General features: G+C 76.3%; 14 protein-coding genes. 8 read left to right on the plus strand and 6 right to left on the minus strand.

Annotated elements, in window-relative coordinates; genetic code table 11:
• Positions 1-56: 56 nt before the first annotated feature.
• From ADEH_RS21040 to ADEH_RS21050, 3 genes are all read right to left on the minus strand, one after another.
• Entirely contained in the window at positions 57-1,964 is a 1,908-nt protein-coding gene (locus ADEH_RS21040) for a TIGR04551 family protein (RefSeq protein WP_011423119.1), read from the minus strand.
• A gap of 327 nt (positions 1,965-2,291) precedes the next feature.
• Complete coding sequence (gene mce, locus ADEH_RS21045; protein ID WP_011423120.1) at positions 2,292-2,693, minus strand: methylmalonyl-CoA epimerase; 402 nt, start codon at positions 2,691-2,693, stop codon at positions 2,292-2,294.
• Between the two features lie 69 nt (positions 2,694-2,762).
• A complete protein-coding gene (locus ADEH_RS21050) occupies positions 2,763-4,310 on the minus strand; it encodes a transglutaminase-like domain-containing protein (RefSeq protein ID WP_011423121.1) in 1,548 nt (515 codons plus the stop codon).
• A gap of 73 nt (positions 4,311-4,383) precedes the next feature.
• On the opposite strand from ADEH_RS21050, the gene ADEH_RS23370 reads away from it, so the two are divergent.
• Positions 4,384-4,989, plus strand: a complete 606-nt coding sequence (locus ADEH_RS23370; protein WP_011423122.1) for a nucleoside recognition domain-containing protein — start codon at positions 4,384-4,386, stop codon at positions 4,987-4,989.
• Positions 4,986-5,528: a spore maturation protein gene (locus ADEH_RS23375; protein ID WP_011423123.1), complete on the plus strand. Its 543-nt coding sequence runs from the start codon at positions 4,986-4,988 to the stop codon at positions 5,526-5,528. Before ADEH_RS23370 ends, ADEH_RS23375 begins: the two co-directional genes overlap by 4 nt.
• A gap of 1 nt (position 5,529) precedes the next feature.
• Here ADEH_RS23375 and ADEH_RS21065 read toward each other — a convergent pair whose 3' ends face one another.
• A complete protein-coding gene (locus tag ADEH_RS21065) occupies positions 5,530-6,270 on the minus strand; it encodes an acyl-[acyl-carrier-protein] thioesterase (RefSeq protein WP_011423124.1) in 741 nt (246 codons plus the stop codon).
• Positions 6,271-6,393: 123 nt separating this feature from the next.
• Here ADEH_RS21065 and ADEH_RS21070 point away from each other — a divergent pair, with 123 nt between their 5' ends.
• Positions 6,394-7,152: a hypothetical protein gene (locus ADEH_RS21070; RefSeq protein ID WP_011423125.1), complete on the plus strand. Its 759-nt coding sequence runs from the start codon at positions 6,394-6,396 to the stop codon at positions 7,150-7,152.
• Entirely contained in the window at positions 7,149-7,751 is a 603-nt protein-coding gene (locus ADEH_RS21075; RefSeq protein ID WP_011423126.1) for a DUF938 domain-containing protein, read from the plus strand. The genes ADEH_RS21070 and ADEH_RS21075 overlap by 4 nt, the downstream gene beginning before the upstream one ends.
• Here ADEH_RS21075 and ADEH_RS21080 read toward each other — a convergent pair.
• Positions 7,748-8,515, minus strand: coding sequence for a J domain-containing protein (locus tag ADEH_RS21080; protein WP_011423127.1), 768 nt, complete (start codon positions 8,513-8,515; stop codon positions 7,748-7,750). The genes ADEH_RS21075 and ADEH_RS21080 overlap by 4 nt on opposite strands.
• Before the next feature lie 165 nt (positions 8,516-8,680).
• On the opposite strand from ADEH_RS21080, the gene ADEH_RS21085 reads away from it, so the two are divergent.
• From ADEH_RS21085 to ADEH_RS21095, 3 genes are read left to right on the plus strand one after another with little or no spacing between them, the layout of a single operon-like run.
• The gene (locus tag ADEH_RS21085) at positions 8,681-9,490 is read left to right on the plus strand and encodes an ATP-binding protein (RefSeq protein ID WP_011423128.1); all 810 of its coding nucleotides are present in this window, start codon (positions 8,681-8,683) and stop codon (positions 9,488-9,490) included.
• Between the two features lie 16 nt (positions 9,491-9,506).
• Positions 9,507-9,938 (plus strand): hypothetical protein, encoded by a 432-nt coding sequence (locus ADEH_RS21090; protein ID WP_011423129.1) that lies wholly within the window; start codon positions 9,507-9,509, stop codon positions 9,936-9,938.
• On the plus strand, positions 9,935-10,915 hold the full coding sequence (locus ADEH_RS21095) for an NAD(P)H-quinone oxidoreductase (protein ID WP_011423130.1): 981 nt from the start codon (positions 9,935-9,937) through the stop codon (positions 10,913-10,915). The genes ADEH_RS21090 and ADEH_RS21095 overlap by 4 nt, the downstream gene beginning before the upstream one ends.
• A gap of 49 nt (positions 10,916-10,964) precedes the next feature.
• Here ADEH_RS21095 and ADEH_RS21100 read toward each other — a convergent pair whose 3' ends face one another.
• On the minus strand, positions 10,965-12,776 hold the full coding sequence (locus ADEH_RS21100; RefSeq protein ID WP_049760151.1) for a DUF4091 domain-containing protein: 1,812 nt from the start codon (positions 12,774-12,776) through the stop codon (positions 10,965-10,967).
• A gap of 254 nt (positions 12,777-13,030) precedes the next feature.
• Here ADEH_RS21100 and ADEH_RS21105 point away from each other — a divergent pair, with 254 nt between their 5' ends.
• Positions 13,031-14,173, plus strand: a complete 1,143-nt coding sequence (locus ADEH_RS21105; protein WP_011423132.1) for a glycosyltransferase family 4 protein — start codon at positions 13,031-13,033, stop codon at positions 14,171-14,173.
• Positions 14,174-14,175 lie beyond the last annotated feature (2 nt).

Here is a 14,175-nt window from a genome sequence, read left to right on the forward strand (position 1 = left end):
CTCTGCTGGACGGTTCCGCTCGCCCCTCGACAGGCTCGGGGCGAGCGGGTCCGTTCCTAGAACTTCGCCGCCATCCCGAAGCTCAGGACCCAGCCGCGCGAGAGCGAGTTGCCCAGGCCGCCGAAGGGCTGGAGCACGCCGCCCTCGGCCCAGGTCATGAAGCCGTTGCCCGAGTCGAGCGAGAGGCGCGCGTCGGCCTCGACGGCGAGCGGCTTCTTGCCCTGCTTCTGGAGCACGTAGGCGCCCTCGGCGCTGGTGGTGTCCTGCGCCACCGCGCTCGGCACCGACGCGCCGGACATCGCCTGCGAGTAGACGAGCGCGGTGTCGAGCGCCAGGCCGGGCAGGATGTCCCAGCGCAGCGACGGCTTCAGGTACCAGGCGTCGGTCACCTGGCCGATGATGTGCCGCCACAGGATCAGGTCCACCCGGTAGGCCGGGTTGAAGCGGAAGTTGCGGATGGCGCGGTCGCCGGGCTGGCCGAACTGCGGGCCGTCGATGGAGCCGTACGGCGGGAGCATGGTGTTGCCGCTCGCGTCCGTCGCCTTGCGCTCGGTGTCCACGCCGAAACCGGGGGCCGAGTCGCCGCTCGCGGCGCCCAGCTCGGCGCCCAGCGTCACCTTGTTCGGGATGGCCTTGTAGCGCGCGGTCAGCGTGGCGGCCCACTGGCGCAGCAGCACGCGGCCGAGCGACGAGATCACCTGGCGCGTGGCGTCGGTCGCGTCCGGCACGTACTCGAACGCCTCGCCGATGTGGCCGTAGACGCCGACCGTCTCCAGCTCGAGGTGCCAGCGCTGCGTGACGAGGCGGGCCCAGAAGTCCGCCACGTGCGTGTACGCGTTCCGCTTCACCTTGTCCGGCTCGGTGGCCGGGTCCCCGGTGTCGCCGTAGGACCCGTCGTAGCCCTGCGTGCGCCAGCTCGGGTACGTCCAGCGCTGCGTCCGGTACAGGTAGTACAGGCCGTAGTTGAAGGAGCTGCTGTTCCGCTCCACCTTGCGGCGGATCTCGTCGTCGGTGTCGAGGCGCGCGATCTTGAGCGCGAACGTGCGGGCGTCGTCGCCGGACTCGGCGTCGAACGGCTGGCCCAGGCCGGGGCCGAAGTGCGGATCGGGGTGGAGCACGCCCTCGGAGTCGAAGTCCAGCATGGGCGCGAAGCTGAGCTTCCCGATGGGCGTGGCCACCGGCGGGAGCGCGAACTGGATGCGGTCCACCGTGTCGCCGTAGTCGTCGTCGATCTTGCTGCCGGCGCTGGTGAGGATGCCGAGCCCCCACTCCGAGGGCATGCGGCCGAAGCTGAGCAGGCCGACCGGAGTCTGCACCTCTGCCCAGGCGCGCTTCGGCTGGATCGCGTCGCGGTCGGCGCTGGCGTCGTGCTTCGAGAGCGCGCGCGACGAGCCGTAGAACGAGGCGGTGTAGGGGGAGTGGTACGCGTCGAACAGGTCGCTGTTCGACGAGCCGAGCACGTAGTTGTCGAGCACGTCGATCTGCGCCTTCACGCGGACGCGCTCGGAGATGTTCAGCGTGGGCTCGGCGCGCAGGCGCATGTTGGCCGAGGCGAGCGAGCCGCGGTTCGTGCCCTGCAGCGGCTTCGGGAAGTAGCTGTGGCCCGAGGAGTCCACGCCGCCCAGGTCGAGGTTGTCGTAGAGGTCGCCGCGGAGGCGCAGGTAGCCGTCCAGCTGCAGGAACTCGAGCTTCGGCCCCTCGGCGACGGCGCCCATGAACTCGGCGGCCGACTGCGCGCCCTGGATCTCGGCGCGGACCTCGTCGCGCAGCTCCTCCTTCGCCTTCTCGACCGCGCGCTGGATGGCCGCGCGGGTCTTCGCGTCCAGCTCGGCGTCCTTGGGCGCGTCCGCGGCGGGCTTGGCCGCCTCCGGCGCCGGGGCCGGCGCGCCGGACTCGGCCTGCGCGCGCGCCGCGCCGGGGAGGAGGAGGAGCGCCGCGAGCGCGGCCGCGAGGAGGCGGGACATGTGTGCGACCCCTTCCGAAGAGGAACGGCTGGATAAAACACGCGCCCTGAGCGCGGTCAATGGTTGCGACGAGGGCCGCGCCCCTCCGGCCTCGGCCGCTCGTCCCGGGCGTGTCCCGCACCGGCCGGCGCGGGCGGCGTCGAGGGAGGGCTGGGGGGGGGGTCGCTCGCAACGAGGGCTGCGCCCTCGCCCCGCCGGCGAAGCCGTCGGGGCCCCACTCCTGCTGCGCGGGGCCCGTGACCTCGCGCGCCCGCTTCGCGGGTTCGCGCGAGGTCCCCGCGGGCGCGCCTGGCGGCGCGCGGTCACTGCCCACGGCGCTCGTCGGCCCTATTTGCCGCCCTCCTTCAGCTCCACCAGCACGCCGCGGCTGCCCTTGGGGTGGACGAACGCGACCTTGGAGCCCCCCGCGCCCGGGCGCGGCACCTCGTCGAGGAGCGGCGCGCCCTGGGCTTTCAGCGCCGCCATCGCGCGGGCGAGGTCCGGCACCTCGAGGCAGACGTGGTGCAGCCCCTCGCCGCGCTTCTCGATGGTCTTCGCCATGGGGCTGTCGGGCCCGGCCGGCGAGACGAGCTCGATGCGCCCGGCGCCGTGGCCGAAGATGGCCACCCGGACCTGCTCGGTCGCGACCTCCTCGATCTCGGGCTCGGGCAGCCCGTAGACGTCGCGGTAGAGCTTCACCGCCGCGTCGAGGTCGGACACCAGGATGGCGACGTGATCGAGACCGGTCATGCGCGCTCCCTCGGGAAGGTGGGGGCGCGAGTAAACCGCAGCCCGCGGCCGCCCGCAACGCGCGGCGCGCTACTTCGCGCCCTTCACGTCCACCTTCTCCACCTTGAGGGCGCCGAGCAGGCCCATCGCGTCCTCCTGCTTCTCGGTGCCGAGCGCCACGTGCGTGGCGTCCGCCACCGGCTGCCCGAACGTCGGGTCGATGGCGATCCACTCGCCGGCGCTCCGCACCTCCGCCCAGGCGTGCCAGTACAGCGCGTCCTTGCCGTCGGCGTAGCGCGCGTACACGAGGCCGTAGACCTGCCGCGCGGGGATGCCCAGCGCGCGCGCCAGCGCCACCGTGAGCACGGCGTGCTCGGTGCAGTCGCCCTTGCGCGCGACGAGCACGTCGCTCGCCCGGTCGCTGCTCGCGCCGTACGCCTTCTCGAGGTGCTCGTTCACCCAGCGCGCCAGCGCGAGCGAGGCCTGGTAGGTGCCGCGCGCGTCGCCCGCCGCCTGCTTCGCCAGCGCCGCGATCGCGGGCGCGTCGGAGTCCACCTTCGCGGTGGCGGCGAGATCGTCCTCGCTCGCGCCCTCCCCCGCGCGCGCGAGCGGCGTGTCCTTGGCCGGATCGGCCGCGGCGGGCGGCTTCGCGGCGACGGTGAGGAGCGTGGTGCCCTCCGGGCCGCGCTCGTACTTCTGGCGCCCGTCCGCCTTCTGGAACGCGGCCGGGAGCCCCCGCAGGCGGTAGGTGATGGTGGCCGGCACGGTGCGCGGCAGCGGCCTCGGCAGCGGCACGCGGCCGAGCGCGAACAGGTCCACCTCGTCGAGCCGCTGCGCGCGGTCGGGCGGCTCGGGCCGGCCCAGGATGCCGTCGCCGAGGCGCCACTCCACGATCCGGCCGTCGTCCGCCACCTTGTACTGGATGGCCACGCGATCGTCGATCTTCGACTCCTCGACGACCGAGACCTCCTCCTGCACGCCCGCGCCGGCCACCGGCTCCCGGCGCACGAACACGTGCTGCACCTCGCGCACCCGCACCTCGAGCAGGTCGAGCTGCTTGCCGCGGACGACCCCGCGCCGCGCCGCCGCGAGCCGGACGCCGTCGGCCATCTCCGCCGTCTCGGCCACGCCCTCCAGCTCCTGCTCGCGCGTGCCGTCGGCCCCGGTGGTGGTGAGCTTGCAGCGGTCCTTCGCGCAGGTGCCGGTGAGCGTCCGCTCGCCGCCGTCGCCGGAGAACGTCGCCTTGAAGCCCATCAGCCGGCCGCCCGGGCGCGCCTCCCAGACGCGCTCCTCGCTCTGGCGCCGCTCCACCGTCTTGCCGCCCACGTTCACGCGGAGCAGCAGCTCGCTCCGCCCGACCAGCACGTCGCGCCCGTCGCGCAGCTCGCGGGTCAGCTCGGCCTTGCTCCAGCCCGCCTTCTGGCCGACCAGGTACACGCCGAACCACTCCGGCCCGGTCGGCCGCGGCACGGTGAGCACGTCGGCGAGGTCCCCGGACCCGGCGGCCAGCGCCGCCTGCGGCGGGCGCGGCGGCGCCTTCACCGGCTGCGGCCGCTGCTCGGGGCAGGCGGCGAGCGCGAGGGAGGTCGAGCAGCAGAGGGCGACGAGGGCGAGGCGCGCGGGGGTCGGGGTCGTCATGGAGGCGTTCCGAGGAACGCCGCTGTTCTACCAAAAACTCGCCTTCGGGATCGGCCCGGCCAGAATCGCCGCGATGGGCGCGATCTGGACGGTGCTCCTGGGGGCCTCCGTGGTCGCCGCGGCGGTGAACGGGCGCATGGGCGCGCTCACCGCGGCGGCGCTGGACTCGGCCGCGAAGGCGGTGACGCTCTCGCTCGGCCTGGCCGGGGCCATGGCGCTGTGGCTCGGCCTCATGAAGGTGGCGGAGGAGGCCGGGCTGGTGCGGGCCCTCGCCCGGGCGGCGCGGCCGGTGCTCGTGCGCCTGTTCCCCGAGGTGCCGCCCGACCACCCGGCCATGGGCGCGATGCTCATGAACCTCTCCGCGAACGCGCTCGGCCTCGGCAACGCGGCCACCCCGTTCGGCGTGAAGGCCATGCAGGCGCTGGAGGAGCTGAACCCGCGCAAGGGCACCGCCTCCGACGCGCAGGCGCTCCTGTGCGCGCTCAACACCGCCTCGGTGCAGCTCGTCCCGGCGAGCGTCATCGCGCTCCGCGCCGCGGCGGGCTCGCGCGCGCCGGCGGAGATCCTCGGCGCCACGCTCTGCGCCTCGGCCTGCGGCGTGGCGGTGGCGGTCCTCGCGGCGAAGGCGCTCGCCCGGCTGTTCCCGGCGCCGGCGGCGGGGCCCGAGGCGACGCCGTGATCCGCGCCGCGCTCGACGCCCTCTCCACCTGGGCCATCCCGGTGCTGCTGGCGGGCATCCCGGCGCTGGCGCTCGCCCGCGGCGTGAAGGTCTACCCGGTGTTCGTGGAGGGCGCGAAGGAGGGCTTCGCGACCGCGGTGCGGATCATCCCGGCGCTGGTGGCCATCTTCGTGGCGCTGGGGATGCTGCGCGCCTCGGGCGCCATGGACGCGGCGGCCGCCGCGCTCGCGCCGGTGACCTCCGCGCTGGGCCTGCCCGCGAGCGTGCTGCCGCTCGTGCTGGTCCGGCCGCTCTCCGGTGGCGCGGCGCTGGGCGTCGTCGGCGACGTGCTGCGCAGCGAGGGGCCGGACGGCTACGCCGGGCGGCTCGCCTCGGTGATGGCGGGCTCGACCGAGACCACGTTCTACGTGCTGGCCGTGTACATGGGCGCGGCGGGGATCACCCGCTACCGTCAGGCGCTCCCGGCCGCGCTCCTCGCCGACCTGGCCGGCTTCGCCGCGGCCATCGTGACGGTGCGGCTGCTGCTCGGCGGGCCGTGACCTACCGCGGCACCCAGCTCGTGGTGATGCGCGCGAGCTCCTTCTCGTCCTCCTCGCGCACGATGGCGTGGGCGAACGCGCCCGGCCCGGTGCGCGCCAGGCGCGAGAGCACCGCGCTGCCGTAGTGGCACTCGGCGAGGTACTGCACCTCGAGCGCCGCCACCCGCGAGCTCGTGTACACGTCCTTCGGGATCGCCTCGAGCGCCCAGGAGACGTAGCTGCCGTTGTTCACGTGCAGGTTCACGTCGATGTCCTGGTAGCGGACGTGGAACCGCTTCTGGAACTCCCAGGTGCGCAGCTCCGGCAGCTTGCCCGGCGCGACGTCCACGACCGGCTTGCCCAGCTCGCGCGGGAAGCGCGCGTCGAGCGCCGTCTCCGGGCGCACCGGCTTGCGCGTCTTCACGTCGAGCACGAACCACTGGGTGGTGCCGCGCGCCACCTCGGCGCCGTCGCGGCGGCGGACCACGAAGTCGCGGAGCGCGGCCAGCCGGTCCACGCCCACCGGCCAGGTCTCGACCTCGAGCACGTCGCCGAGCACGATGGGCGCCGGCATCTCGGTCCGCTGCCGGACGAGCACCCAGGTCAGCCCCTTCTCCATGAGCGCGTCGATGCCGACGCCCAGCCGGCCGGCGTGCAGGCCGGCGGCCTCCATCAGGAAGCCGGTGAGCGCGGGCGGCGCCAGCGTGCCGAACGCGTCCACCTCGTAGCTGTGGACCGCGAACGACTCCTTGAAGGTCTCCATGCCGCGGCTCTCTACCCGATGTGCGGGCGGAAGGGAACGGCGCCCCGGCCGCACGATCCGCCCGGGCCGCGGCGCCGGCCCGCGGCTTGACGCGACCGGTCGCGTGGGCTGAACTCCGGCGCGATGGCGGACGGGCGGCCCCAGGCCGGCGAGGTGGGCGCGCGGGCGCCGCGGCGCGACGTCCGCTGCGGCGACGGCGTGGCGTTCCTGCGCGAGGCGGCGCCGCTCCCGCCGGACCACGCCCTCGTCACCTCGCTGCCGGACGCCTCCGAGCTGCCCGCGCTCGGCGCGGCGGGCTGGGAGGCGTGGTTCGTGGACGTCGCGGCGCTCGCCTGCGCCGCGGTGGACGCCGGCGCGCCGGCGATCTTCTACCAGACCGACGTGAAGCGCGACGGCGCCTGGGTGGACAAGGCGCACCTCGTGGCGCTCGGCGCCGCGCGGGCCGGCGCGCGGCTGCGCTTCCACAAGATCGTCTGCCGCGTGCCGCCCGGCACCGCCACCTTCGGCCGGCCCGCCTACGCGCACCTCCTCTGCTGCTCGCGCGCGCTCCGGCTCGACCCGGCCCGCGCCACCCCGGACGTGCTCCCCGCGCTCGGGCAGATGCCGTGGCCGCGGGCCATGGGCGCCGCGGCGTGCGAGGCGGTGGCGCGGTTCCTCCTCGCCGAGACCGGCTGCCGGACGGTGGTGGATCCGTTCTGCGGGCTCGGCACCATGCTGGCGGTCGCGAACGCGCACGGCCTCGACGCGGTCGGCGTCGAGCTGTCGCGGCGGCGCGCCGACCGGGCGCGGCGCCTCCAGGCGGATCCCGGCGGCCGGCTGCGGCTGCTGCCGCGCGCGCCCGGCGACGCGGCCGGGCACACCGCCGAGGACGACCCGCCGTGAAGCGGACCGCGAAGCTGGCGCTGCGCAACCGCGAGGCGCTCGCCGCCGCGCTGGACGAGTTCCTGCCGGAGACCGGCGAGGTGCTCGAGCTCGGGAGCGGCACCGGCGAGCACGCCGTGTTCCTCGCGGCGCGCTTCCCCGCGCTCGCGTGGCAGCCCTCGGATCCGGATCCGGAGGCCCGCGCCAGCGTCCGCGCCTGGGCGAAGGAGGCCCGGCTCCCGAACCTGCGCCCGCCGCTCGACCTCGACCTCGTCGCGCCGGCCTGGCGGCGCCGGCGCGCCGGCGCGGTGCTGTGCGTGAACGTGCTGCACGTCACGCCGCCGGCCTGCGCCGCCGCGCTGTGCGGGGGCGCGGCCGAGGTGCTGCCGGCGGGCGGCCCGCTGTGCGTGTACGGCCCGTTCTCCCACCGCGGCGCCCCGCTCGCCGGGCGGCTGGCGCGCTTCGACGCGGAGCTGCGCGCGCACGACCCGGCGCTCGGCGTGCGCGAGGTGGAGGCGCTCGCCGAGGAGGCGGCGCGCGCCGGGCTCCGGCTCGAGGCCGAGCTGGAGCTGCCCGCGGTGGAGGGCGACCGGCTGCTCGTGTTCCGGCGCGGCGGCTAGCCGGCGAACCGGGCGTTGTGGAGCGCCATGCGGCGGCGCAGCTCGTCGAGGGCGGCGGGCGTGACGAGCCCGCGCTCCACGAAGTACTCGCCGATGCGGCGCTGCTGGCGGAGCTGGCGCCCGAGCAGCGCGAGGAGCTGGAACGAGGTGAGGTAGCCGTGGCGCACCGCCACCTCGCCGAACGGGACCGCGCGCCCCCCCGCGCGCCGCAGCTCGAGGATCCGCGCCACGTCGGCGGGGCGGAGGAAGCCCCAGTCCACCGCGAGCCGGCCGAGCGGAGGCCGCTGCGCGCGCTGCCAGGCCACCGCCTCGACGAACGCGGTCCAGGGGATGACGCCCGCGTGGAACAGGAACTCGGCGAGCCGGAGCCGGCGCCGGGGCATGCCGGCGGGATCGGCGGCCGGGGCGGCCCGCGCGGCGGGCGCGGGGCGCGGGGTCGGGGCGGTGCGCGCCGTGGGGGCGGACCGGCGCGGCGCGCGCGCCGGGGCGGGCCGCGGGGGCCGGGCGCGCGCCGGGGCGGCGGGCCCGCGCAGCGCGGACAGCACGCGGTACGCGTCGGCCACCGCCCGGAACTCGCGCGCCAGCTCGTGCTCGGGGCGGCCGGTGGCGCCCGCGCGATCGGGGTGGGTCTCGAGGGCCCGCCGGCGGTAGGCGGCCTTCAGCTCCTCGCGCCAGCCGGCGCGGTCGGCCGCGAAGCCCGGGCCGAACAGCACCCTGCCGGCGGCGACCACCTCCTCCAGGCTGAGCTCGATCGTCCTCGCCATCCCGGCTCCCGGGCCCGCTCCCCGCCCCGCGGGCCCGCCAACCCCGCGATATCGGGCGATGTCCCGGCTTACCGCGCACCTGCCGTCCCGGCCAGTTTTCGCCCCTGGGCCCGAAGCGCCCGCTGACTACCGTCCGGGGTGGCTCCCGTGCGATAAGGGCGCGAAATGATCCGGAAGATCGTCCACATCGACGAGGCGAAGTGCGATGGCTGCGGGCAGTGCATCCCCTCCTGCGCCGAGGGCGCGATCGCGCTGGTGAACGGCAAGGCGCGGCTCTCGGGCGACGCGCTCTGCGACGGGCTGGGCGCCTGCCTGGGCGAGTGCCCCCAGGACGCCATCACCGTGATCGAGCGGGACGCCGACGCGTTCGACGAGGCCGTCGTCGCGCAGCACCTCGCGCGCCAGGGCCGGACGCCCGCGGCGCACGCGGCGCAGCCGCCGGCCCCGCCCGCCCCGGCGCCGGCGCGCCCGCGCCCGCTGCTCTCGATCGTGCCGTCCGCCGATCCCGCGCCCCAGGGCGGCGGCTGCCCCGGCTCGCGGAGCCGCACGCTCTCGCCCCGCGCCGCGCCGCCCGCGAACGGCGCCGCGGCCGCGCCCGCGTCCGGCGAGAGCCGGCTCGCGCACTGGCCGGTGCAGCTCCACCTCGTGCCGATCGGCGCGCCCTGGCTCGACGGCGCCGACCTGCTCGTGGCGGCGGACTGCGTGCCGTTCGCGTACGCGCGCTTCCACGACGACCTGCTCGCGGGCCACGCGCTCGTGGTCGGCTGCCCGAAGCTCGACGACAACCGCTTCTACGCCGAGAAGCTCGGGCAGATGCTCGCCCGCTCCGACGTCCGCAGCGTGACGGTCGCGCGCATGGAGGTCCCGTGCTGCGGCGGCATCGCCATGGCCGCCCGCCAGGCCATCGCCGCGTCCGGCAAGGCCATCCCGCTCCGCGACGTGGTGGTGGGCGTGGACGGCGCGCTGCACGGTTGACCGCTACGATCCCGGCGTGACCGCCCGGATCGTCCTGTTCGCGCTCGAGGACCTGCGCGCCCGCCACGCGGGCGCGCTCCCGCCCGGCGCCGACCCGCGCCACGACACCGCGCCGTTCCGGCGCTTCCGCGCCGCGCTGCTCGACCTCGCCGCCGCCGCGGCCACCGCGCCGGCCGAGCTCTCCATGTGGTGGGAAGGCACGTACAACGGCTACGTGCTGGCGGTCGCCGCCGAGCCCGCCGAGGCGCTCGCCGCCCTCGATCCGTCGCCGGCCTGCCCGCCCGACGGCGAGAGGGTCGCGCCCCCGCGCGCGGACCGGTATCCTCTCGCCCGCGTCGAGCCCGGGCGCGCCGCGGTGGCGCGCGATCCGGACGGCGCCACCTACGAGGCGCCGTTCGGATCGGCCTCCGGCCACTTCGGCGCGCCGGGCATGCGGAGGATCCCATGAAGGCGGTCGTGTTCGGCGGCAAGGGCGGTCCCGAGGTCATCGCGCTGCGCGAGCTGCCGGATCCGTCGCCGGCGCGCGGCGAGGTGCTGGTGCGCGTGCGCGCGGCGGCGCTCAACCGCGCCGACCTGCTGCAGCGGCGCGGGCTCTACCCGCCGCCGCCGGGATACCGCGAGGACGTGCCGGGCCTGGAGCTCGCCGGCGAGGTGGCGGCGGTCGGCGCGGGCGTCACCGCCTGGAAGCCGGGCGACCGGGTCATGGCCATCGCCGCCGGGGAGGCGCAGGCGGAGCTTTGCCTCGTGCACGAGCGGATGCTGGTGCGCATCCCGGACCGCCTCTCGTTCGAGGAGGCCGGGGCCATCCCCGAGGCCGGGATGACCTCGCACGACGCGCTGTTCACGCTGGGTGGCCTGCGGCCCGGCTGGCCGGTGCTGATCCACGCGGTCGGCTCGGGCGTCTCCACCGCCGCGGTGCAGATCGCGAAGGCGGCCGGCGCGACCGTGATCGGCACCTCGCGCACCGCCGAGAAGCTGGAGCGCGCGCGGGCGCTCGGCCTCGACCACGGGATCCTGGTGGGCAAGGACGAGCCGCGCTTCGCGGACGAGGTGAAGAAGGTCGCCGGGCGCTGCCCGCTCGTGCTCGACTTCGTGGGCGGGCCGTACACCGCCGAGAACCTGGCCGTGCTCGCCACCGGCGGCCGGATCGTGGTGATCGGGACCATGGGTGGCGGGAAGCCGACCGTGGACCTCGGCGCGCTCATGCGCGCGCGGGGCAGCATCGTGGGCACGGTGCTCCGGCCGCGGCCGCTCGAGGAGAAGATCGCGGCCACGCAGGCGTTCGCGAAGGACGTCCTGCCGCTCGTCGCCGCCGGCAAGGTGAAGCCGGTGGTGGACGCGGTGATCCCGGCCGCGCAGGTGCGCGAGGCGCACGAGCGGATGGAGCGGAACGAGAGCTTCGGGAAGCTCGTGCTGGCGTTCTGACCCGGCGGTCCGGGCCGGGCGCGCGCCCGGCCCGGGGCCGCGCCCGCCCCTACCGCCGCCGGCGCCGCAGCGCGCCCACCAGGCCGAGCAGCGCGAGCAGCCCGCCCGCGCCGCTGCCGCAGCCGTTCGCCGCGACCACGCCGGCCTGCAACCCGCCGCCGCCGCCGACCGACCCGCCCCCCGTGCCGCTGCCGGGCGACCCGGGCGTGCCGCCGCCCAGCTCGACGATGCGCCGCGCGATCCGCTCGCGCGCGGCGAGCAGGTCGGCCGGGCTCACCTCGGCGTCGTAGGGGTGCGGGAACAGCGCGGCGGAGATCTCGCGCGCCAGCGCGCCGTCGCCCAGGTCGGTGAGCAGCTTCAGGTACTCGTAGTCCTCCATGCCCTCGCGGATCATCTTCAGGCGGATGGAGGCGACCGGGATCTGCGTGGTCCCGCCCACCTTCGCCGGCGTGCCCGGGTAGAACAGCGTCCCGTCGCCGTTGCCCGAGAAGTCCCACTGGTTCGCCCAGGGGTCGTGCGAGTACGCCATGGTGGTCTCGTAGTAGAGCTCGCCCGTCACCCGGTGGTTGAACGAGATCCACTCCATGGCGCGGTTGCGCACCGCCGACGCGTCGATCATGTAGCTCGGCCAGCCGGTGAAGTAGCGATCCGAGTCGCTGGGCGAGCCCATGTCCACGGTGCCCCCGCAGCCGTGGCTCATGCAGCTCTGGTACGTCCACACCTCGCGGCGCGGCGAGCCGGCCAGGAACGCGTCGTACGCGGCGCGCTGCGGCCCGGCGAACCGCTCGCCGGCGCGGTCGTCGAGGAAGTTCACCACCGGCACGAGCACGTCGATGGCCGGGGTCACGCCGGCCGCGTCGGCCTGCTGGATGGTGGTGGTGACGAGCGTGCGCAGGGCCGGGGACACCGCGCGCGCCGAGGCGGCGCGCGCCGGGATGTCGCTCCAGGCGCACTGCAGCGGGGGCTCGTCGCAGGTGTACTGGAACAGCCGGTCGTCCCAGCCGCGCGACTGGAAGAAGCTCGCCCACGAGGCGTAGCCCGAGCTGCCGCCCAGGTACTCGACCGAGGTGGCCTGCGCCCCGGGGAGCGTCGCCGCCGAGGCGCCGTCGAACAGCGGGCCGAAGAAGCTGGCGAAGTGCGCGAGGTCGCGGTTGCCGTCGTCGATCCGCGAGAGCGTGATCCGGTGGTCGAGCGCGAGCTGGCCGTAGCGCGCCCGCAGCGCCGAGAGCGCGTCGCCGGAGACGCCGTGCGCCGTGTTGAGCGTGCCCCACGAGAGGCCGAACGCGCTCTTCAGCGACGCGGTGGACGGCAGCGTGAACGGCCAGACGGTGAGCGTCACCGGCACGGTGGCCTCGCCGCCGTCCCAGGTCACCCGGACCGAGCCGGCGTAGTCGCCCGCCGGCGCGTCGGGCGGCACGTGGAGCTCCACCCAGATCGCCCGGCTCTCGCCCGCCGGGACGTCGAACGGGAAGGCGTTGCGGCGCTCGCCCGCCAGCTCGTCCACGTCCGGCACCAGCGCGTCGGGCCAGGGGCCGGTCCCCCCGTCGAGCGCCGAGGGGCTCGCGAGGTTGATGATCGCCTCGCGGTAGAGCCGGGCGGGGAGCGACGCCGGGCCGGTCAGCCCGGCGGTCGTGGCGCGGACGCCGGTGGCGGCGCCGGTGATCACCACCTGGAACGACTCGAACTCGTTGCGCGCGGCGGTCAGCGCGGCGCTGCCCTGCGCGCGCGCGGCGGCGGCGGGGCGGATCTTCTCGGTGGAGGTGGCCGTCCAGACCGAGGCGGCCTGGGCGGGGAGCGCGGCGACGAGCAGGGCGAGGACGGCGGCGAACGCGGCGGGGGCCGCGAGCGGGCGGAGCGTCAAAGGAGGCTCTCCATGTAGGGACGCCGCCCCGATCAGCGTACAGCCTGCCTCCCGGCGTCTCGTTCAGGTGCTGATCTGCCATGAGAGTCGGGGCCGGCACCACAGACGGGCGAGCAGGCGCCCGGTGGCGGGCGGGCCGGCGCGCGCCCGCCCGGCCGGACGCCGTGCACGCACCGCGAGTGAATTGCCCGCGGGTGAACACGCCCCGGCGCGGCAAGCGCCGCCGCCGGGCGGAGGACCTAGCTTGCGGCCCGATGCGCGTCCTCTACCTGCACTACGGCCCGCAGTCCGGCGTCACCGCCGCCATCACCCGCAGCCTGGCGGGGGCCGGCGCCGAGGTGGTGGACGCGAACCCTGCCGAGGGGTTCCTGTACCAGCTCCGCCCCGGCTGCCGGATCCCGAACGTCCGCCCCGCGGTGGTGCGCGCCGTCGCCGAGGCGATGCGCACGCACGGCCGGAGCTGGAAGCCGTACTACTTCCACACCACCTTCGCGTTCGATCACCTCTCCGCGCGGGCCGGCGAGGCGGTCCGGCGCGCCCGGGCCGACGCGGTGCTGCAGGCGGGCGTGCTGTTCTCGCCGGGGCTCGCCCCGGAGGCGCCGTACCACCTGTACCTCGACCACACCCGCGCCATCGCCGAGCGTTACCCGCCGCTCGAGGGGCTCCCGCCGCCGGTGCCCTACGCGCCCGAGTGGCGCGCGCGCGAGGAGGCGGTGTACCGGGGCGCCGCCGGCATCTTCACGATGAGCGAGGCCGTGCGCGCCTCGCTCCTCGCCGACTACCGGGTGAGCCCGGCCCGGGTCCACGTGGTGGGCGCCGGCCCGAACGTCGAGCCCGGGCCGCGCGACCTGGGGCTGGCGCGCGAGCCGCTGGTGCTGTTCGTGGGCCGGAACTTCGTGCCGAAGGGCGGGCCGGAGCTGCTCGAGGCGTTCCGCGAGGTGCGCCGCGCCCACCCGAGTGCCCGCCTCGCGCTCGTGACCGGGCGCGCGCCGGCCGTGCTCCCGGAGGGCGTCACCGATCACGGCCTGCTCGGCAAGGAGGCGCTCGCCCGCCTGTACGCCACCGCGGCGGTGTTCGCGCTCCCCACCCTGCGCGAGGCCTTCGGCCTCTCCTTCCTCGAGGCGATGGCCTTCGAGCTGCCGGTGGTGGCGAGCCGGATCGAGGCCATCCCGGAGATCGTGGCCGACGGCGAGACCGGGCTGCTCGTGCCGCCGCGCGACCCGGCCGCCCTCGCGGCGGCCCTCGACGCGCTGCTCGCCGATCCGCCGCGCGCCCGCGCCATGGGCGCCGCCGGCCGCGCCCGCGCCGCGGCCCGCTTCGGCTGGACGCGCGCCGCCGCGCGCATGCTGGACGTGCTGCGGCCCGCGCCGGCCCTGGCGACGGGCCGGGGCGCGTGAGG

Origin of the sequence: Anaeromyxobacter dehalogenans 2CP-C (genome assembly GCF_000013385.1) — a bacterium.
Lineage (GTDB): Bacteria > Myxococcota > Myxococcia > Myxococcales > Anaeromyxobacteraceae > Anaeromyxobacter > Anaeromyxobacter dehalogenans_B.

Bases quoted from the DNA above. Each gene is read 5' to 3' on its own strand.
- ADEH_RS21040 (WP_011423119.1), bottom strand. From the start codon at position 1,964: ATGTCCCGCCTCCTCGCGGCCGCGCTCGCGGCGCTCCTCCTCCTCCCC.
- mce (WP_011423120.1), bottom strand. From the start codon at position 2,693: ATGACCGGTCTCGATCACGTCGCCATCCTGGTGTCCGACCTCGACGCG.
- ADEH_RS21050 (WP_011423121.1), bottom strand. From the start codon at position 4,310: ATGACGACCCCGACCCCCGCGCGCCTCGCCCTCGTCGCCCTCTGCTGC.
- ADEH_RS23370 (WP_011423122.1), top strand. From the start codon at position 4,384: ATGGGCGCGATCTGGACGGTGCTCCTGGGGGCCTCCGTGGTCGCCGCG.
- ADEH_RS21065 (WP_011423124.1), bottom strand. From the start codon at position 6,270: ATGGAGACCTTCAAGGAGTCGTTCGCGGTCCACAGCTACGAGGTGGAC.
- ADEH_RS21070 (WP_011423125.1), top strand. From the start codon at position 6,394: ATGGCGGACGGGCGGCCCCAGGCCGGCGAGGTGGGCGCGCGGGCGCCG.
- ADEH_RS21080 (WP_011423127.1), bottom strand. From the start codon at position 8,515: ATGGCGAGGACGATCGAGCTCAGCCTGGAGGAGGTGGTCGCCGCCGGC.
- ADEH_RS21085 (WP_011423128.1), top strand. From the start codon at position 8,681: ATGATCCGGAAGATCGTCCACATCGACGAGGCGAAGTGCGATGGCTGC.
- ADEH_RS21095 (WP_011423130.1), top strand. From the start codon at position 9,935: ATGAAGGCGGTCGTGTTCGGCGGCAAGGGCGGTCCCGAGGTCATCGCG.
- ADEH_RS21105 (WP_011423132.1), top strand. From the start codon at position 13,031: ATGCGCGTCCTCTACCTGCACTACGGCCCGCAGTCCGGCGTCACCGCC.